General features: G+C 51.4%; 14 protein-coding genes. 7 read left to right on the top strand and 7 right to left on the bottom strand.

Features of this window, described 5'->3' with window-relative positions:
* Window positions 1-96: 96 nt before the first annotated feature.
* Window positions 97-1182, bottom strand: a complete 1086-nt coding sequence (locus JHU38_RS09845) for a glycoside hydrolase family 10 protein (RefSeq protein WP_107582394.1) — start codon at window positions 1180-1182, stop codon at window positions 97-99.
* Window positions 1183-1306: 124 nt separating this feature from the next.
* Here JHU38_RS09845 and JHU38_RS09850 point away from each other — a divergent pair, with 124 nt between their 5' ends.
* The 6 genes from JHU38_RS09850 to JHU38_RS09875 all read left to right on the top strand — a co-directional run bounded on the left by JHU38_RS09850 (window position 1307) and on the right by JHU38_RS09875 (window position 11016).
* A complete protein-coding gene (locus JHU38_RS09850; protein ID WP_232369921.1) occupies window positions 1307-3925 on the top strand; it encodes a calcium-translocating P-type ATPase, PMCA-type in 2619 nt (872 codons plus the stop codon).
* Window positions 3906-4844 carry a bifunctional riboflavin kinase/FAD synthetase gene (locus JHU38_RS09855; protein ID WP_107581998.1) on the top strand — a complete coding sequence of 313 codons (939 nt, stop codon included), beginning with the start codon at window positions 3906-3908 and terminating at the stop codon, window positions 4842-4844. The genes JHU38_RS09850 and JHU38_RS09855 overlap by 20 nt, the downstream gene beginning before the upstream one ends.
* Window positions 4845-4889: 45 nt before the next feature.
* The gene (locus JHU38_RS09860) at window positions 4890-5726 is read left to right on the top strand and encodes a CPBP family intramembrane glutamic endopeptidase (protein ID WP_107581999.1); all 837 of its coding nucleotides are present in this window, start codon (window positions 4890-4892) and stop codon (window positions 5724-5726) included.
* A gap of 946 nt (window positions 5727-6672) precedes the next feature.
* Window positions 6673-8181, top strand: coding sequence for a GH3 auxin-responsive promoter family protein (locus tag JHU38_RS09865; protein WP_107582000.1), 1509 nt, complete (start codon window positions 6673-6675; stop codon window positions 8179-8181).
* A complete protein-coding gene (locus JHU38_RS09870; protein WP_107582001.1) occupies window positions 8174-10159 on the top strand; it encodes an Ig-like domain-containing protein in 1986 nt (661 codons plus the stop codon). The genes JHU38_RS09865 and JHU38_RS09870 overlap by 8 nt, the downstream gene beginning before the upstream one ends.
* Before the next feature lie 47 nt (window positions 10160-10206).
* Window positions 10207-11016, top strand: a complete 810-nt coding sequence (locus tag JHU38_RS09875) for a DUF3108 domain-containing protein (protein WP_107582002.1) — start codon at window positions 10207-10209, stop codon at window positions 11014-11016.
* Window positions 11017-11081: 65 nt separating this feature from the next.
* Here the strand turns inward: JHU38_RS09875 and JHU38_RS09880 are convergent, their stop codons facing one another.
* The 6 genes from JHU38_RS09880 to JHU38_RS09905 all read right to left on the bottom strand — a co-directional run bounded on the left by JHU38_RS09880 (window position 11082) and on the right by JHU38_RS09905 (window position 18905).
* Window positions 11082-12221, bottom strand: coding sequence for an alpha/beta hydrolase (locus JHU38_RS09880; protein ID WP_107582003.1), 1140 nt, complete (start codon window positions 12219-12221; stop codon window positions 11082-11084).
* Window positions 12222-12230: 9 nt separating this feature from the next.
* Complete coding sequence (locus JHU38_RS09885; protein ID WP_107582004.1) at window positions 12231-13520, bottom strand: L-cysteine desulfidase family protein; 1290 nt, start codon at window positions 13518-13520, stop codon at window positions 12231-12233.
* A gap of 9 nt (window positions 13521-13529) precedes the next feature.
* Complete coding sequence (locus JHU38_RS09890; protein ID WP_107582005.1) at window positions 13530-15626, bottom strand: protein-disulfide reductase DsbD family protein; 2097 nt, start codon at window positions 15624-15626, stop codon at window positions 13530-13532.
* 178 nt (window positions 15627-15804) lie between these two features.
* A complete protein-coding gene (locus tag JHU38_RS09895; protein WP_107582006.1) occupies window positions 15805-16890 on the bottom strand; it encodes a bifunctional methionine sulfoxide reductase B/A protein in 1086 nt (361 codons plus the stop codon).
* Between the two features lie 62 nt (window positions 16891-16952).
* Entirely contained in the window at window positions 16953-17879 is a 927-nt protein-coding gene (locus JHU38_RS09900; RefSeq protein WP_107582007.1) for a LysR substrate-binding domain-containing protein, read from the bottom strand.
* A gap of 153 nt (window positions 17880-18032) precedes the next feature.
* Complete coding sequence (locus JHU38_RS09905; protein ID WP_107582008.1) at window positions 18033-18905, bottom strand: hypothetical protein; 873 nt, start codon at window positions 18903-18905, stop codon at window positions 18033-18035.
* 210 nt (window positions 18906-19115) lie between these two features.
* Here JHU38_RS09905 and JHU38_RS09910 point away from each other — a divergent pair, with 210 nt between their 5' ends.
* Window positions 19116-19910, top strand: coding sequence for a hypothetical protein (locus JHU38_RS09910; RefSeq protein ID WP_146157010.1), 795 nt, complete (start codon window positions 19116-19118; stop codon window positions 19908-19910).
* The last annotated feature ends 890 nt before the right edge of the window (window positions 19911-20800 follow it).

The raw sequence follows: 20800 nt of genomic DNA on the forward strand, positions 1-20800 counted from the left end.
GATTTGATGAAACTTTATATGCGTTTTCACAAAAATTATTTAGGACACTATTGGTATGATAGAAGTAAAAGGAGACGGCGGCGTAGCGTGAAACCGCTATTTTACGGCTTCGTCGAGAGCTTTCCAGTGGGCCTCGGTCATAGAGTAGGGGGTGAAAAGGCAGATTCCGGAGGCACCGGCTGCCATGGCACCACGGATGGCTTCGCCCATTTCGGAGGGCAGGAGACCGGAATTCTCTGGGTCGATCACCTTGTCCTTGTGCTGCCAGTCCTTGCAGATGAACAGGCCGCTATAGACGGGCGTCTGTTGTTGGGCCACGCTTTTCACCTCTTCTGCGGTGACGCGGCCAACCCATTCGGCCGGTTCTCTGTAGAAATCGTTGTAGTTCATGGGAAACACGGCGTCCAGATTCCATCGGTCCCACTGCTGGCGTACCATCCAACGGGCGTAGCTGTCGGGACCTGGAAATACGTCGGCACTCACTTTCTTGCCTACGGCATGCACACCGTCGGCGATGGCGTTGACTAGATCGGTCACGGCGTCACAGCGAAACTGTGCCCATTCCTCTATCTTTGACGGATCCGTCACCTTTCGGATGTCTATGCCCGTCTTGGCCTTGAAGGCCGCTACGCAGCCGTCGCAGTAGCAATAGTCGGCCGCGGCATATTCGCCGTTCATCGTCAACCCGTATTTGTCCCACAGGCCACGGGCCAGAATGACGTCGGCATAGCGGATATAGTCGAGCTGCACATAGTCGACATGGGGCATACCGGCAATCTCGGTGAACTTCTCGATTAGGTATTTGCGCACGTTGGCATTACGTGGGTCGAGCGTCTTGTAGTATTCCACGTAGGCCGGATGGTCGAAAGCCGACTGTCCGAGACGGTTGACGGTATACCATGACGGGTCGAGGCCGCTCTGAATCATCGTCGGAATCCATGCGTGGTAGACCAGTCCCAGCTGATGGGCCACTTTCGAGGCCACGGCAATCTTTTCTTTATCCATGCCGCAGTTGACGCACACGCCCACCACGCCATGCTTCTTCCACGCCTTGAAGTCGCGCCGAAGCGACTCTTCCGTCGTATTCACGTCCCATCCCACCCATACGTAGGTGGCTACTTTGGCCTGTAAGCTCAGAGCGGTCAGCAAGAGCAACAACAGACTCATCATTTTTCTTTTCATCATACCGATATTTTGATATCGCAAAGTTAAGTTTTTATCCGTTTGCGGCCTTGTGCGCGTGCGTTAAATAATATTGATTGACAACTTCTTCCTTTGTTTTTAACTAACTTTGCAATCATATTATATGACAACGACATATTCTTTTATGACAGGCAACCATTTTTTAGCGGGACTTTCTGACGATCAGGTTGCCGCTGCCAGGGCACGACATGGCGAAAACCTGCTGACGCCTCCCAAGAAGACTTCCCTATGGACGCTTTATTTCGACAAATACAACGACCCCATCATCCGGATCCTCCTTGTGGCGGCGGCCATTTCGCTGGCATTTGCCATTATCGAACAAGATTTCATCGAAACGATCGGCATCTTTCTGGCCATCTTTCTGGCCACCACCATCGGGTTTTATTTCGAGCGCGACGCCGCCCGTAAGTTCGGCATGCTCACGGCCATGGACGACGACCGGCCTGTGAAAGTGCGCCGCAACGGCCGCGTGGTTGAAATCCGGCGGCGCGACGTGGTCGTGGGCGATGTGGTTCTGATAGAAACGGGCGACGAGGTGCCCGCCGACGGTCGCCTGACGCAGGCTACCGACCTGCAGATCGACGAATCGTCACTCACGGGCGAGCCCATTGCCGACAAGCACGCGCCGACCGACGAGGGCGAAACCGCCGTAGCTGACGAAGCCACCTATCCCGCCGATATGGTGATGCGGTCGACCATGGTGATGAGCGGGCGCGGCGAATACGTCGTGACGGCCGTCGGCGACGCCACCGAGATAGGACAGGTGGCCCGCAAATCGACCGAGACAACATCGGTGAAGACTCCCCTCAACATGCAACTCGACCGGCTGGCCGTCATGATATCGAAGGTGGGAGCGGGCGTGGCTGTCGCTGCCTTCGTCTTGTTCTTGGGTCACGACATCCTGACCGACACCCTTTGGCACACTCATAACTACATACACATGGCCCAAACGGTGCTCAAATACTTCATGATGGCCGTCACGCTCATCGTGATGGCCGTACCCGAGGGGCTGCCGATGGCCGTCACACTGGCCCTGGCGCTGAATATGCGGCGCATGCTCAAGTCGAATAACTTAGTGAGAAAGCTGCATTCGTGCGAGACGATGGGTGCCGTGACGGTCATCTGCACCGACAAAACCGGCACGCTGACGCAGAACCGGATGCGCGTGGCGCAACCTGCCGCCGACAAAGAAGGTTCCGATCCTTTGCTCGACATCGCCATCGCGCTCAACTCCACGGCCGAGCTCCACGGCCGTGAGGTCATCGGCAATCCCACCGAGGGCGCGCTGTTGCTGTGGCTTCAAGACCGAGGCGTGGACTACCGCGCCCTGCGGCAGCGTTACGAGACGACTGCCCGTGAGCCGTTTTCCACCGAACGCAAGTATATGTCGACCACGGCCGTGGTCGACGGTACGCCACGGCGCTTTGTGAAGGGCGCGCCCGAAATCGTCATCGCCATGTGCGACATGTCGGCGGAGGAGCGGTCGGCCGTCGAGCGCAGGCTTTCGGACTACCAACACAAGGCCATGCGCACGCTGGCTTTCGCCGTGGACGATCGCTTTCAGCAAGTGTTCGCCATCAGCGATCCCATCCGTGACGAGGTTCCCGCCGCCATCCGCCAATGCCACGACGCCGGAATCGAGGTGAAAATCGTTACCGGCGACACTGCCGCTACGGCTGCCGAAATCGGAAGACAAATCGGAGTTATCACCAAAGAAGAATCCTCTCTTACCCCCCACCGGCCTTCATCCACCACTCAAATCACAGGTCCCGCCTGGGCCGCGCTCTCGGATGACGACGCTTTCCGGCTGGCTCCGTCCGTCAAGGTGATGAGTCGGGCCCGTCCGTCGGACAAGCAGCGGTTGGTGGAAATGTTGCAACGCCACGGCGAAATCGTTGCCGTGACGGGCGATGGCACCAACGACGCGCCCGCCCTGCACCATGCCCATGTAGGGTTGTCGCTCGGTTCGGGCACCGGCGTGGCCAAGGAAGCCAGCGACATGACCCTGCTCGACGACTCCTTCGGCTCTATCGTCAATGCCGTCATGTGGGGACGCTCACTCTATAAGAACATCCAGCGGTTTCTTTACTTCCAGCTCGTAGTCAACCTGACGGCCCTGTCGCTCGTATTGGCCGGCGCGTTGGTTGGTACCGAACTGCCGTTGACCGTGACACAGATTCTTTGGGTCAATCTCATCATGGATACTTTCGCCGCCATGGCCTTGGCGTCGTTGCCCCCTTCGCACGAGGTGATGCACGAGAAGCCCCGCAATACGGCCGACTTCATCCTCTCGTCCGCCATGCTTCGCGGCATAGGATTGACGGGACTGGCGTTTTTCGTGGCGCTGTTGGCCTTTCTCGTCTTTTGCGAACAGATGCCGGGTGGCATGGGCACCCACGAACTGACCCTCTTCTTCACCACTTTCGTCATGCTGCAGTTCTGGAATCTGCTCAATGCTAAATGCTTAGGCAGCCACCATTCAGCCTTCAGGCGGCTGCGGGCCGACCGAGGGCTGCTCCTCGTACAACTCATCATCCTTGGCGGACAGTGGCTCATCGTCGAGTTCGGCGGCAGGATGTTCCGTACCGACGGCATGTCGGCCCGCGAGTGGCTGGTCGTCGTGGGAGCTACGTCGGCCGTGTTGTGGCTGGGCGAGGCCTGGCGCTGGGCTTGCCGGCTTTTGGAAAGCAAAAACAAAACGTATGAAAATCATCAGAGTTAATTCAGATACAGGCAACCTTCCGCCCACGGTGGCCACCATCGGCTTCTTCGACGGCGTTCACCGCGGCCATCAGCACCTCATTCGGCACGTGGTGGAGGAGGCGCGGCGCAGTCGCATGATGTCGACCGTCATCACCTTCGACCGCCATCCCCGCCAGGTGTTGCAGAGCGACTACCGGCCTCGGCTGCTGACCCCGCTCGACGGCAAGCTGCTGCTGCTCTCCAAGACCGGTTGCGACCAGACGGCGGTGCTGTCTTTCACGCGTGAGATGGCCGCTCTTTCGGCCCGCGACTTCATGCGCTACGTGCTGGTCGATCAGCTCAACGTGCGCAAACTCATCATCGGCTACGATAACCGTTTCGGCCACAACCGCCGGGAAGGCTTCGTCGACTACGTGCGCTACGGTCGTGAGATGGGCATGGAGGTGCTGCTCGACACGGCTTTCGCCATCAATGGCGTGCGTATCAGTTCGTCGATGATACGGTCGTTGCTTAAGGAGGGCAGGGTCGATATGGCCCGCCGGTGTCTGGGCTATCCCTATACGCTTGCGGGAAAGGTCGTCGGCGGCTATCGGAACGGGCGCAAGTTGGGCTTTCCCACGGCCAACGTCGACGTGGCCGAAACCGAACAGCTGATTCCCGAACCGGGCGTCTATGCCGTGCGTGTCAGGCTGGAGCACAGCGTCACGCAGCTGCCCGGCATGATGAATATTGGCACGCGCCCCACCTTCGACGGCCATGAGCAGACGCTCGAAGTCCATATCTTCGACTTCGAGGACAATCTCTATGGGCAGCAGGTGATGGTGTCGTTCGTGCAGCGCATTCGTTCGGAACGCAGATTCGACAATCTCTTGCAACTGACAGAGCAGCTGAAGGACGACCGCGTGAAAGCCGCCGAATTGTTGGAGCTTGAGGACTGAGCGCAGCGGTTGTAACATTTATTCTTTAAAACAAACGAAATACGTATGAAACCAATAGTAAGACAATCGCTCAACGCCCTGTTTTATGTCGTGATATTTATTCTTCTGCAATTTATCATGATGAAATTGGTCACATGGGGGTACCTTATCAAGCAAGGAAGTAGTGTGGCTGAAGCCTTCGCGCGTCTGGCTCAGCATGGTTCGTTGCTCGACACGCAGGTAATTTTGGTATCAACGTTGCTCAGCAGCGTGTTCACGATAGTACTTTTCGTGCGCGCCCGCTGGACGCCGATCAGCCGTGATTACCTCGGCGGCAGACCCTGGGCCGCTCTGCTATGGACGGGCGTGGCCGCCATCGGAACGATCGTTCCATCGGTGTGGCTCAACGAACTGTTCGCGCTCGATATGCCCGAACACATGGAACGCCTGTTCACCGACATCATGCGTCGGCCCATGGGCTATCTGTTTATCGGCATACTGGCCCCCGTGGCCGAGGAAATAGTGTTCCGCGGCGCCGTTCTTCGCAGTCTGCTCACGGTAATGCAAGGCCGGTGGCGGTGGGTGGCCATCGCCTGTTCGGCCGTCATCTTCGGCGTTGTGCATGGCAACAACGCCCAGTTTCTGCACGCGGCGCTCATCGGTCTGCTCCTGGGATGGATGTACGAGCGCACCCGCAGTATCGTTCCCGGACTAATCTTTCATTGGATCAACAACTCGGTGCCTTTCGTGTTTGCCAACCTTTATCCCGGCATCGACGATGTAAAGCTGATAGAACTGGCCGGCGGCAGTGAGTTGCGCGTGGCGCTATGGCTCGTATTCTCGCTCTGCATTTTTGTTCCTGCGTTGTATCAGTTGAACCGACGGCTGCGGCGCGGGGCGTAATATCACTTCAGAGCCCATTTTAACTCCGTGATTTTGTTAGAAAAAATTGCATTATTTTAACACTTCCGCAACACGTCATCTAACTGCCGGCATGCCGAAAAAGGCCTTCGCTTTGCCGATTTTTATCCCCTTTTACGCCCAAAGCTATCCTTTTATCGGCTCAAAGCATAGCGATTACGTCGCTAAAGCATAGCTTTTAGCCGATGAAAGGGCCGCGATTACGGCCTAAAAGCATAGCTATTAAGGGTAAAAAAGCGAAGAAAAAACACCCTAAAATACACAATATGCTGAAAATCAGGCCTTTATAAACTTGCTCTACAATCGTTTATTTTCGTCCATCCCTTTTCTTTTTCAGAATAATGCCACTTTTTGGATGGTGGATGTAAAGATAATTCAGGGTAAAGACAGAAAGACACATTTTTTGTTCATGTTGTTTTTAAGGACATAAAGACATAAAAACATATTTTTCAGGCTGTGGGGAACAAAGACATAAGGGCCGCAAGCGGCCAAGAAAGACATAAAGCTAATGTAAAGTGTGATTAGCTTTATGTCTTTATTCCGTCGCTTGCGACGCCTCATATAGAAATATGTCTTTCTGTCTTTATGTCCTTAAAAACATCCATCCATGGAAATCATGAATGTTTATTCTTTGAAAAGTATTGATACATCTTTGAGTAATTATTTAATAACAGATTTCCGGGTAAAATCAATGGTTGAGAGCATTAGTGTCCCATGTCATCAAATTCACTCACCTTAGTGTTGCGATATCAAGCAGTAAATCATACAACAGACACGTCAGAAATATAAATAAGTTTACCGGGCAGCAATAGTTTTCAAAGAACGGTGAACGTATGTCCTTATGTCTGATATTAAAAATGAGTAAATAATTTCCCGATTACAAAAGTTTAGGCTACTTTTGCAAATTAAACGATTAAAGAAAGTAAGCATGAGCTTAACCAAAATAGCAGAGTTGGTTTTCCTTCCGAGGCAGAAAGAGCTGGAACGCTACGATCATGAAGGGGTAGAGATGCAACATCGGGTGTTGCGTCGGCTTATCAGTCGTGGTCGGGCTTCGGAATACGGGCGTAACCATCTGCTGGGCAATACGTTTTCGTATGAAGATTTTACGAGAAACGTGCCCATCAACACGTACGAGGAGTTGAAACAAGATATCGACCGCATGCGTCATGGCGAAGCCGACGTATTGTGGCCGGGCCATGTAAAGTGGTTTGCCAAGTCGTCGGGCACGACAAACGACAAGAGTAAGTTTATCCCGGTGTCGCACGAAGGGCTGCATCATATTCATTATGCCGGTGGCTTCGATGTAGTGGCGGCCTACCTGCGCAATCATCCCGACAGCCGCCTCTTCGACGGAAAGAGTCTGATTTTGGGCGGTAGCCATTCACCTAATTATAATGTGGCCAATTCGCTTGTGGGCGACCTGAGCGCTATTCTGATAGAGAATATCAATCCGTTGGCCAATTTAGCGCGTGTGCCGAAGAAGCAAACGGCGCTGTTGAGCGACTTCGAGGTGAAGCGCGACCGTATCGCCGAGGAATGCCTGCGCAAGAATGTGACCAGTCTCAGTGGCGTGCCCTCGTGGATGTTGAGCGTGTTGGTGCGCGTGATGGAGCTTTCGGGCAAGGAGCGGTTGGAAGAAGTGTGGCCCAATCTGGAAGTATTTTTCCACGGCGGTATCGCTTTCACGCCTTACCGCCCGCAATACGAGAAACTCATCACGAAGCCGTCGATGCGCTACATGGATACCTACAACGCCAGCGAAGGCTTTTTCGGCATTCAGGACGACCCCACCGACCCGTCGATGCTGCTCATGCTCGACTACGACGTGTTCTATGAGTTTATCCCGATGGAGGAGTTCGGGCAGGATCATCCCACGATTGTGCCGTTGGAAGGTGTCAAGGTGGGGCCTAACTATGCCATGGTCATCACCACTTCGTGTGGATTATGGCGCTATCTCATTGGTGACACCATCCGGTTTACGAGCACCAATCCCTATAAGTTTATCATTACGGGCCGCACCAAGTGTTTTATCAACGCTTTTGGCGAAGAGCTGATTGTGGAAAACGCCGAAAACGGACTGGCTTATGCCTGCAGGCAGACCGGTGCCGAGGTGCGGGAATACACGGCCGCGCCGGTATTCATGGATAGTAACGCCAAGTGCAGGCACCAATGGCTCATCGAGTTTTCAAAAGAACCGGCCGATCTGAAGTTCTTTGCCGACCTGTTGGATCAGAAGTTGCAGGAAATCAACAGCGATTATGAGGCCAAACGCTTCCACGACATCACGTTGCAGCATCTGGAGATTGTGAAAGCCCGGCCGGAACTCTTCAATGACTGGCTGAAACAGAACGGCAAGTTGGGTGGTCAGCACAAGGTGCCCCGACTGAGTAATAGTAGGAAAAATATAGACGAACTGTTGTTGCTGAATGAATAGAATAAAGATAGGACGATATGCCGGCCTGTGGGTGCTGTTCATATTAGTGCTCATGGGTTGTGCCCGCATGGGCAATCCCGATGGCGGTTGGTATGACGAGACGCCGCCAAGGGTGGTTCGCGCCACGCCGGCCGACCGCGCCACGAATGTGAGGGCTAAGAAAGTGAGAATCGAGTTTAATGAGTTTATCAAGATAGAGAACGCTACCGAGAATGTCATCGTGTCGCCACCCCAGTTGGAGGCGCCCGAAATCAAGGCCTCGGGCAAATTTATCGACGTGAAACTGATAGACTCGCTGAAGGCCGACATCACGTATACCATCGACTTCAGCGATGCCATCTCCGATAATAACGAGGGCAATCCGCTGGGCAACTACACGTATAGCTTCTCCACGGGCGACCATATTGATACGATGGAGGTGTCGGGCTATGTAGTCAGTGCCGACGATTTAGAACCCATCAAAGGAGCTTTGGTGGGCTTGTATGCCAACTTGGCCGACAGCGCTTTCCACAAGTTACCCATGCTGCGTGTGGGTCGCACCGACAGCCGAGGCCACTTCGTCATCAAGGGTGTGGCGCCGGGCACATATCGTTGCTATGCGTTGGAAGACGCCGATGGCAACTATATGTACAGCCAAAAGAGCGAAATGCTGGCTTTCAACCACGATCTGATTGTTCCGAGCTCAAAGCCTGATATCCGTCAAGATACCCTCTGGACCGACTCGCTCCATATAAACGCGATCAACAGAGTGTCTTATACCCATTTCCTACCCGACGACATCACGCTCCGGGCGTTCCATTCGATTTTGACCGACCGTTATCTGATCAAGAGCGAACGTGCCGAGGCCGATCACTTTACGTTATATTTCAGTTATGGCAATCCGCAGTTGCCCGTGATCAAGGGGCTTAACTTTGACGAGCACAACGCTTTTGTCATGGAGGCGACGGCAAAGAAAGACACGCTGACCTATTGGCTGCGCGATACGGCACTCGTCAATCAGGACACTTTGCGTATAGAATTGTCTTATCTCATGACCGACAGTCTGGGGCAGTTGGCCCAACAGGTTGACACGCTCGAGCTGTTGTCAAAGCAACCCTATGCCCGGCGGATGAAAGCCGCGCAGAAAGAGTTTGAGAAATGGAAAAAAGGGGAGGAGAAAAAGAAGAAGCGAGGTGAGCGCTATGACAGCATTATGCCGCCGAAATCTTTGAAATTGCAGTTAGACGTGCCGCCGCAACTCGATCCCGACCGCAATCTGTATTTTCATTCCGACGTTCCGTTGGCCCGAATCGATACGTCCCGAATCCATCTTTACGCGAAGCACGACTCGCTATGGTATCAGGCCCGTTATGAGCTGACACGCAAGTTGGGATCTGATGACAGCCTGTCGATGGGCGATAGTCTGGTTCATGCCCGCCATCTGATGTTGCGGGCCGAATGGAAACCCGGTATAGAATATAGTCTGGAGCTTGACACGATAGCCTTTACCGACATGTATGGCAAAGTGACGAATCCCGTCAAGATGGGATTTAAGGTTAATAACAATGATGTGTATGGTACGCTGCTGATAACGATTGTCAACATGAAGGGCAAGCACCTGTTGTTACAATTACTCGACAGTTCGGGCAAACCGGTGAAAGAAGTGACGACTGATGACGGCCAGGCCGAATTTTTCTATCTGAAAGAAGCCGGGTATTACTTGCGCATGGTGGTTGACGATAACCGCAACGGGCGCTGGGACACCGGTGATTTCGACCAAGATCGGCAGCCCGAAGAGGTTTATTACTATCCTGACGAAATCAATATCAAGGCCAAATGGGATATCAACGAGACGTGGAATCCCAAGGCTAAGCGGCTCTTTGAGCAGAAACCGGGTAAGTTGGTGAAGCAGAAAGCCGAAAAACAGAAAAGGATTATGAACAGAAACGCGCGGCGTGCGGCCCAAATGGGGATAGAATATCTTAAGAAAAACATGTAGGGCCGGGCGCGAGAAGGCGTAAAAACGAAGAAGAAAGGAAAATATAGATGAAACAAATACGTAGTTGGGCTATCGCCCTGTTGGTCATGTTGACCGGAAACGCGGCGGCTCAATGTTCGTTCCGCAATACGGCGTTCTCGTCGGGTGAGTTTCTGTCGTACAATTTATACTACAACTGGAAATTTGTCTGGGTGAAAGCCGGTTTTGCTTCGATGTCGACCGTGCAGAGTCGTTACAACGGAATGCCGGCCTATAGGGCCAGTCTCACGACCCGAGGCAACAATAAGGTAGATGATTTTTTTATATTGCGCGACACGTTGTTGTGCTATAACACCCTTGACCTGGCTCCGCTCTATTATCGTAAGGGCGCGCATGAGGGTAGCCGCTACACGGTGGATGAGGTGTTTTATACTTATCCCAACGGGAATTGCCATGTACGCCAGCACCGCCAGCACAGTAACGGCACCCATTCGTGGGAACAGCATTCTTACACGGACTGCATTTACGATATGATGAGCATTTTTCTGCGGGCCCGTTCTTTCAATCCTGAGGGATGGAAAAAGGGCAATACGGTTAACTTTCCGATTGCCGACGGCAACGGTCGAACGCCTGCCTGTCTGGTCTATAACGGCAAGAAGGTGGTCAAGGCAGATGACAACAACAAGTATCGCTGCCTGCATTTGTCGTATACGGAGTTGGATGACGGCAAGTATAAGCGCATCGTTGACTTCTATGTGACCGACGACAACAACCATGTGCCCGTGCGACTGGACATGTTTCTCAAGTTCGGCTCGGCCAAAGCATTCCTTGTCGGTATGAAAGGACTGCGCAATCCGGTGAAATCGCTGGTAAAATAAGAATATGAAGAAAGCCTGATTGAGTGTTGATTCAATCAGGCTTTCTTCATATTTATGTAGCTTTACTAATCCATTAAGTTCACGGTAAGCTCGGCCGGGAAGGCATAGCGCGGGTCGTTGCGCTCATAGAGGGTCTTGCGCAATGTTTGTGCGGAACGACGCAACTTGCCCTTGAAGACAGTCTTGCCTTTGAAACGGACAATGACTTTGCGGTCCAGATTGACGAGTTCGTCGTTCAGCCCGAAGGTCAGTCGCCGATATTCGCACTGCGAAATGTCGATAACGTTGTCGTGTACTTCTAATCTGACCGTCTTGCCGGGCAGCAATTCTTTCTTTGAAACGGTAATCCAGTAGAACGACGGACGTCGAACGTCTTCCTGTCGCCACACGATCTTGCGTGGATAAGGGTTGCGGGTGTAGCGTGCCATCCAACTGACAGCGGCCGTGTCTACACGATCCATCCAGTGACCTTTGTCCTCCACGATGTGTGTTTCGTGGATATAGCCCTCGCTGTCAGCCTTTTGGAGCGAGTCCATCTGCTCGCCGCGTTGCTTGTCGAGCTTGTTTCGGTCGTAGGCGGCGTCCTCTGCGCCACACCAGATCATGAAAGGTGTGTTGCGAAGGTTCACCAACGATACGTCGCCGGGGTGGCCTGCCATCATGGAAGCGGCAGCCCAGAAGTCGGCCATGCGTGGTGCCATGCGCCAGACACCGTCGCCGCCGGCCGAATAACCCATGAGATAAACGCGGTCGGGGTTGATATTGGCTTGGCCCATACACATCTGGATGATGGACTCGTAGAACTTATCGAGCTTCGGTTTGCACCACATGTTCCAAGCGTCGTAGGGCGCACGCGGCACGAAATACAAGCTGTTGGCCGGCTTATAAAGATATTTCTGATTGTCAAACTGCCGGTCGTTCACCTCGGAAGGTACCGTTCCACCTCCGTGCAGCGAGATATAGAGGTTGTAACCGTCTGCCGGTTGCTCGCCGTAAAAGGTCGTCCAGAAAGGCATTTTGAGACTGTCGATGGTGATGACGCGTTGATCCCAAGCCTTTTGATATTGCTTTTTCTTCGCCGCTTTCCATACTTTTACGATAGAAGCGAGACTATCCTGCGTGGCTTGCGCGGTGAGATGGTTGGCTGCCTTTAGTCCTGTTGCGGAACAAACGAGGCAAAGCAAGCTGATAATATATTTCTTCATTGTACGTTATTACTTTCCTTTATTGGTCATGATATTGAGAACCATGTCGTCGGTAGAGCACATGGCTTCCTTGCCAATGCTGGTAAGATTGTGGATGGATTGGTCTACATCCTCGTCGATGATGCCCTCTGCCGCCGTCACATGCTTGCCTTCCATGGCCAAAAGGGCAGAGAGGAGGGCCGTGCTGACGCCCGATGAGATCTTCAGAGCGCAGCTGGGCTTGGCGCCATCGCAGATCATACCGGTCAGATTGGCTATCATGTTCTTCACGGCGTGGCACACGTGGGCGTAATCGCCACCCATCAGATAGGTGATACCGCAGCTACTGCCGATACTCGCGACCACACAACCGCAGAGTGCCGACAGTTTGCCGAGGCTTTGCTTGATGTAAATGGCCGTGAGATGGCTGAGCGTGAGGGCCCGGATGAGTTCTTCTTCCGTGTTCTCGTTCTCCTGTGCGTAGACTGCTACGGGGTTGGTGGCACAAATCCCTTGGTTGCCGGAGCCACTGTTGCTCATGACCGGAATCATGGCACCGCCCATGCGGGCGTCGCAGGCCGAAGCTGTCTTGGAGATTATGTGCGAAAAAATGCTGTTGCCAAAGATGCCGCGGCCGAGCGGACGATCCATCGTCTTGCCTAAACTGTGACCATAATTGCCTTTGATACTTTCTTCGGCAGCTTTCAGATTATAGTCTTTTGTCTTCAGAATGAAGTCGAGTTCTTCAACAGGTGTTGTCATGGCATAGTCCCAAACCGTGTGAAGGTCGAGCTTAATCTCTTCTTCTGCCTGTTCGCTACATGAGCAGGCGCGCTTGTCGAGCAGCACTGTGGCATTGCGTTCCTCATACACGAAGTTGGTATGACCACCCGCAATAATGGCTTTAGACGTATCATTGCCGGCCTGACAGATGATTTCTACATAGAGCTTCTCTGTGATATCCTCTTTGAGTTGGATATCAATATGCTTGCCATCGATATAGCGTTTGCCTTCTTCCAAGGTATCGGGTGTCAGGTCTTTCAGCACTTCTAATTGGTATTCTGACTTACCAATCAGGGCGCCGAGCGCAATGGCAATGGGAAGACCGATCATCCCCGTGCCGGGAATACCTACGCCCATGGCGTTTTTAAGGATGTTGGCACTGAGCAATGCCGTAATCTTTTCGGGACGGGCACACAGGTTTTCCGTAGCTCTTGCCGTACAGAGAGCCACTGCCATCGGCTCTGTACAGCCTACGGCAGGGACTACTTCTTTCCGGATAAGCGCTAAAATACGTTCACGATTGTTCTTGTCAACCATACGTTTGAATTATTTTGAACGATAAGCAGAAAGCCCCTTATCTAAGAATTGCAGATATTCGGGGACGTCTTCCTTATAAGAATGGCTGGCAGTAAGCGGATTACCGTCGCTGTCGACAGCCACGTAGAATGGCTGGGCATTAGCGCCGAACTTATAACTTTGCAGATAGCTCCACTTGTCGCCGATGGTTCTCAGCGTGCGTTCCTGTCCGTTGACCGTTACCTGTATCGGTTCGGGCAACTTGGTCTTGTCGTCTACGAAGAGCGAAATCAATACATAGTCTTTCGTCAGCTTATCGGCCACCTTCGGATCGGTCCATACCGATGCCTCCATCTTACGGCAGTTGACGCAGCCAAAGCCCGTGAAGTCAATCAAAACAGGCTTACCCAGTGCTTTCGCAGCGGCCATACCTTCTTCGTAATTGGTGTATTTGGCTTCCACAACCTTAGTGTTGAGGTTGAAATCCTGTGTGTTCATAGGTGGCGCAAAGGCACTGACAGCCTTGCACGGTGCACCCCACAGACCGGGAATCATGTAAATCGCGAAGGCAACGGAGCAAAGTCCCATCATGATACTGGCCACAGGCATGGGCTTATTGATGTCGCCACCGATTTCATCGCTTTGGAATTTGAGCCATCCGATGAAGTAACAACCCAGCGCAAAGAAAATAACAATCCAAAGACTAAGGAACACTTCGCGATCCATCAGGTGCCAGCCGTAGGCTAAGTCGGCTACGCTGAAGAACTTCAAAGCAAAAGCCAATTCGATAAAACCAAGCACAATCTTAATCTGGTTCATCCAAGCACCGCTCTTGGGGCTCTTCTTCATGAGCGTCGGGAACATGGCAAACAGTGTGAACGGTATGGCTAAAGCCAGCGCAAAACCGAACATTCCGACTGCCGGACCTACCCAGTTGCCCGAAGTAACGGTCTCAACAAGCAACAGGCCGATGATAGGCGCCGTGCAAGAGAAGCTCACCAATACCAAGGTGAAGGCCATCAGGAAGATGGAAAGCAGTCCTGTGGCATTGCTGGCCTTGGAGTCTACGGAGTTGGCCCAGCTGTCCGGCAACTTGATTTCAAACCAACCGAAGAAGCTGACCGCAAAAACAACGAGCAAAAGGAAGAGGAATATGTTGAACACCGCATTGGTAGAAAGGGCGTTGAGCGTACTGGGACCGAAGATGGCGGTAACGAGTAAGCCCAGTCCAAGGTAGATAACAATGATACTGATACCATAAGTAATGGCATCCTTGATACCCTTCTTACGATCTTCTTTGGCACGTTTCAGGAAGAAACTCACCGTCATGGGGATGATAGGCCAGATACAAGGCATGACCAAAGCCAAGAGACCGCCGATCAATCCCATAAAAAAGATGTAGAGAACACCATGTCCGGCCAAGTCGTTATTGCCTCCAAACTGTTGGAGTTGCTGAATAACGGGGCGCCACAAGATGTCCTTGTCCGAATCGGCAAGGGAAGTCGAAGCTACCGAATCGGTCTTGGCCAAGCTGTCAGCCTGCTGTTTGGTTGAGTTGTCAGTCTGTAATTCAGTCTGCTCTTCCTTGCTTGCGACTTCGTCTTTCTTTGTCTTATCATCGGCTTTGGCTGCCTTCTCGTCAGCTTTTTCGGCTTTTGTTTCCGTGGCAACAGCCGGTGACGCACCGCTCTGGCTGAACTCTACGTAGGTAGGTGGCATGCAACTTTGGTCGTCGCAGGCACCATATTCCAGATAACCTTCAATCTTATAGTTGGGCTTTGTGAACTTAACCTTCTGAACAAATGTCACGTTATTCTCGAAATAGCGGAGCTGCATGTCGAAGAGAGGGTCGTGTTTAGAAATCTCTTTGCCATGCGGCGTGAGCTTACCGACAAGTTCCGCGCCTTCAATCTTAGAGATAGTGAACGTAGCGGAGGTAGGTCCTCCACTGGGAAGATTCGTCGAATAGACGTGCCATTTGGGTTCAATTTTACCGCTGAAGACGATTTCCGCGATGGCGGACTTATCCATCTTGAGCTGCGTAGTGAACCGCACAGGGGTTTTTGTTTGTGCATTAGCCAAGATTGCGACCATGAGCAATAAGGCCAGAGTCATTGCTTTCTTCATATTGTTTAGATTCTCATTGATTAAAAAATGCGTTGTTTAATATCTCTTTATAATTTATATTACGTTGCAATGGCAGGTTAGGGTAACGAAACCCTCCTCTTTTTTATAATATTTAACCACAAACTATGCTAAAGGTTACCGCCGAAGGCCATACGAATGTACATTGAACATGTATTTTTTATTTAGCTTTCATTTTTTGCAATAGTTTCTCCACGTCCGGTTTTCTGGGCATGTGGCAATATCCCGAAGGGTTTTTGTCGAGATAATCCTGATGATATTCTTCGGCGGTATAGAAGTTTTTGAGGGGTTTCACCTCTACCACGATGGGCTTCGACAGTTGCTTCTGCTGTTCCTCCATGACGCGACGGATGACCGGCAGGTCAGCGTTGTCGGTGTAGTAGATGCCCGTGCGGTATTGTGTGCCACGGTCGTTGCCCTGTTGGTTGAGCAATGTGGGGTCGATGGCCATGAAGTATAGGTTGAGCAGAAACTCAAGACTGACGGTCGAAGGGTCATAACTGATGTGCACGGCCTCGGCAAACAGCGTGTTGCCGGTGCACACTTCCTCATACGTAGGGTGCTTCGTAATGCCGTTGGCATAGCCCACTTCAGTGGTTTTTACGCCTTCCACCTGCTTGAAATAATGTTCCGTGCCCCAGAAACATCCGGCAGCCAAGTAAATTTCTTTCATCGCGATATGCTTTTTAGTCAATAATTTCAGATAAGCGCCGTAGCCTTCGGCTTCCATTTTCTCCTGTGGCACGAAGCGCAACGAAGCGCTATTGATGCAATAGCGTTGTCCGCCTTGCTCTTTAGGGCCGTCGTTGAAGACGTGTCCCAGATGGGCGCCACCCACACGGCTGCGCACCTCGGTTCTTACCATGCCGTGCGAACGATCGGTAAGTTTCTCTAAGAGTCCGTCGTCGATGGGTTTTGAGAAAGCGGGCCAGCCACATCCCGAGTCGAATTTGTCGGTCGAGACAAAGAGCGGTTGCCCTGTGGTGATGTCGACATAGATTCCAGGCTTAAACTCCCGGTCGTAGGCGTTGCTGAAAGGACGCTCGGTGGCGGCGTGCTGGGTCACTTCATACTGTTCCGGAGTTAGGTTTTTGCGCAGCCAATCTTCGTCGGGTTTAGCGTAACGGGTGGTGTCGTCGATGTTCATTGCGATTTTATTCTCTTGTGTATTGCTCATTTGTCCGTTGGAACGGCAGGCTGACAGAAGCAGTGCCATGACCATAAATATAGTGTAAATGCATTTCATGTGAAACGTGTTTTAATACGACTGCGACCTGTACTTACGCAGTGGTCGGGCTGTCGTGATGATTAAATACTCTGTTGCATGTGCTGGAGCTTCAGCATCTCCGAAGGAACCGAGGCGCGAATGCGGTCGAGCAACTGCTGAAGCAGCGTGATACGGATGAAATGGGGTGAAGTCATCAGCACGATTTCGCGCGTGGGGATGGGGATGGCGAACGGACGAATCAAGGTTTTCTGCTCGTTGCTGAGCTGGGGGATGGCCAGTTGCGGTATAAACGTGATGCCCGAACCGTGTTCTACGATGCGCATGAACGTTTCGATACTGCCCAAATGGTAGGTGCGTTTGCTGCGGGCGGCCGCCTTGAGTTCGCAGAACTTCACCAGTTGGTCGCGAAAGCAGTGGCCCTCGTCGAGCAACCACAGCTGCTGACCATTGAGATCGGTCGACTTAATGTGCTCTTTTTGGTAGAGCGGGCAGTTTTGCGACACGTATCCGTAGTACTGTTCGTAGAAAAGCGTTTCACAAGACATCTCTTCCAGTCCATCTATCCGTGCTAAAATGCCGGCGTCGATGTCGCCATGGCGTATGGCTCGCTTCATGTCTTCGGTCTTTAGCTCCATTATCTGAATATCTACGTCGCGCCAATCGTTCATCAGTTGCGGCAAGAAACGGGGTATCAGGTAGGGCGCAATGGTAGGTAATATACCGATGGTAATGCTGCCTGTCAGCGAATGTTTCTCTTCCTCAACCGTTTCTTTCAGCCTTTTGGCCCTTCTGAGTATGTTCCATGCCTGCTCAATCACTTTCATTCCGGCCTTCGTGGGCTGAATAGGTTGGCGCTTGCGGTCGAAGAGTTTCATGCCTAACTCTTCCTCTAAGCGCTGAATCATCGAACTGAGCGTGGGTTGGGTAACGTTACAATAGTCGGCAGCTTTGGCAAAATGCTTGAAGCGATAAACTGCCATTACGTATTCGAGTTGCTGTAATGTCATGGTCGTATTTAGATATCTATATGGCAAAGATAGTTATTTTCCGCGAAAAACCGTCGTTCTGTCGCTCAGAAAGAGAAAACAATGGTTCTTTGTTCTACTTTTAGCAGTCTAAGTATATAAGGATAAAGAGTCCTTATTATCGGTCGTGGGTTATCATTCTGTTTTCCTTACGGTTCCCTTTTTCCATAGATAAACGCCCAAAGCCACGAACACTACCAAGATAGAAATCATCTGAAAGACATATTTGTCGGGCTCTACCCAAAACTCTTGGAAGAAATTCATTCTGCCCAAAATCTCCACGGGCGTCCAGAATATGATGACAGTGGCGATTGCCATGCGGATATTGGCTCCCCAAGCCGCGAGTTTCAGTTCTCGTTTGAACATGAATATCGCTCCCACGAAGCAGCCCAGACCTACAAGGAACGTGACGGGATGGTGGTCGCCGAGGAAGTTCTTGTCGTAGCAGAACATCAGCAACAGGTACATCGCCCATAGAATCATATTGATTTCCATGAAAGTGACGATGCTCGTATGGCGGGTCATGGGCCGTGTGACGATGACGCGCCGCTTGTCCTTAAAGCACACTTTCTGTATCCACGTGATGAAGTCGCACCCGTTTTTCGTACTGAAGACGTACATCACCATCGTCATCATCCACATGCCGAACGAGGCCGGCATGATGAGATATTCGGGCTTGGTGACGACAACGCCATTCTCTATCTCGGGTTGCACACCATAGCGGCGGGCGTAATAGAGGAACAGAAATTCCACCCAGCCCGTCCAGAAGAGCAGTCCGCCAAACAAGCCCCACAGCGTCTGCCTCGTGTCGCCTTTGACGAACACGCCTGTCACGACCATGACCAGTCCTGCCAGTCCCAGCATGAAGCCGGCGACGTGCATCGCCCCTTCGCTCATGAATTTCTCCATGACAATCATCAGCGCGTGTCCCAACGGCATGGCAAACAACACGAGGAGGAAGGACGCGATGGTTTTTCCCCAATGATTCTTTTCGGTTTTCGTTTCCATTGTCTTATTTCAATTCGTCACAATAATAGCTCATTTGCTACGGACAAAGATAGCAAAATAATAGACAACCGATGTCTCATTTCTTTCTTTTTCAACGCTTTTCGGTCTTTTTTCTTATAAGGAATGAAAATAATGCGGTTTTTGTTGCAAGGTTTCCGGCGGCGCGTCGTTTATCGAGTATAAAACGATTATTAAATGATTGATTTTATCATGAAACGAATTCATTTCTTCCTTTCCATGCTGCTGTTGCTCGGTGCGCTGACGCTGACGTCCTGTCATGACGACGACGGGCTTTATTTCACGCTTGACGAGGTGATCGGCGATATCTCGACGGGCAAGCAGACGCGCTTGGTGGACAACACGATCAAGGTATATACCACCGAGGAGAGCGGTGTCAATGTCCAAGGAGCTTCGGGCGCCATCACGGCAGTGTCGTCGGATGAGCGCGTGGCTACGGTCCGTTGTCTGAACGATCAGCCCAAGCGAGTGGTGGTGAAAGGTGTCAAAGGCGGTTCTGCCCGTATCATCGTGACCGACGCCGAAGGCCATTCGGCCTTTTTCATGGTCGTAGCCGACGACGTGGAGAAAGCCTGGGGGACACAAACGATCATCATGACATACGACGAAGTGCGATGCCGGGTCGAAGGCGTGAACCGTGAAGATTCGCTGGCCATCGTCAAGGACGCACGAGCGCGTTTCGCCGAGTTGAAATACGTCATCAAAAGGCGGGCGTATGTGCCGTCGGAGGCCCATCGCATGTATATCTACGACAAGGCAGACAAATTGTTGGAGATGTACGCTGTCGTCTGGAACAAGTCTATGCAGGATGATACCGTTGTCTTTCAGTTCACGCTGTTTAGCAATGACGTGGAAACTCCGGTGGAAAATCTGAGCGTCGGTCCGCAGTTTGGGCTGGAGCGCAGCGTAGGTCGCTTTTACCAAAAGCAATATCCCAAGCTGAAGAAAGTGACCATACGCCAGTCTGTCAAGTTCGTGAAGATTTAACCCTAACGGCTTGGCGTCATCATGAACCTTTACCTACCGTTGCACGAGCGTGTAGCGGGATTGACACTATAATTGTAACGCGACTCCCGGAAGACCGCTCTATGGTCTTTCGGGAGTTATTTTTCTTACGCTGTTTTTTGACATAAATTCAAAATACCACTTTGAGCTTTTAGCACAAAGTTATAAATTATATTTTGAATTTTGAGTCTTTCTGGTGTAAAAAGAAAAATATGTTCTTATGTCTTTATGTCAAAAAAAACATAAGAAACCTACCCCGGCCCTCCCAAAGGGCTACTCTTTATACACATCTCTGTTTAACAAAAAACTCTTTAAAAAATAGCGTATGCTATAAACAGAATTTAAGTAAGATAATCTCGAAAAGTCAATGATTTCAACATCAAACAACAGAGTTCTTATCACAAATTTTAAGTTAATCGAGATGTGTATAAAGAGTAGCCCAAAGGGAGGGAGAACTAACTGAAGAGTGTGGAGTGTGAAATGTAGACAGCTTACTTTTCACACTCCACATTTTACATTTCCCACTTCCCATTTCCCACTTCCCACTTAGCTTTATGTCTTTCTTGGCCGCTTGCGGCCCTTATGTCTTTGTTCCCCGCTGACTGAAAAATATGTCTTTATGTCTTTATGTCAAAAAACTGCAATGAGAAAAACATGTCCTTATGTCTTTATGTCGAAAACCATGCTTGAAAATGTTGTGCTTTTGTAAATATTCCATCCCTAATTTTAACACTTTTGAAAAGTGGCATTTAGCGTTTAAAAGCACGTTTTACCGGTTCCGAATTGGTCCGAACGGTCTTTAATTTTCCGTTCGCTATGCTTTCGCAAGCTCAAAGCAGCCCTTTTGGTCGCCTATTGCTATGCTTTCAGCG

Source organism: Prevotella illustrans, from assembly GCF_017426725.1.
Classification (GTDB): Bacteria; Bacteroidota; Bacteroidia; order Bacteroidales; family Bacteroidaceae; genus Prevotella; species Prevotella illustrans.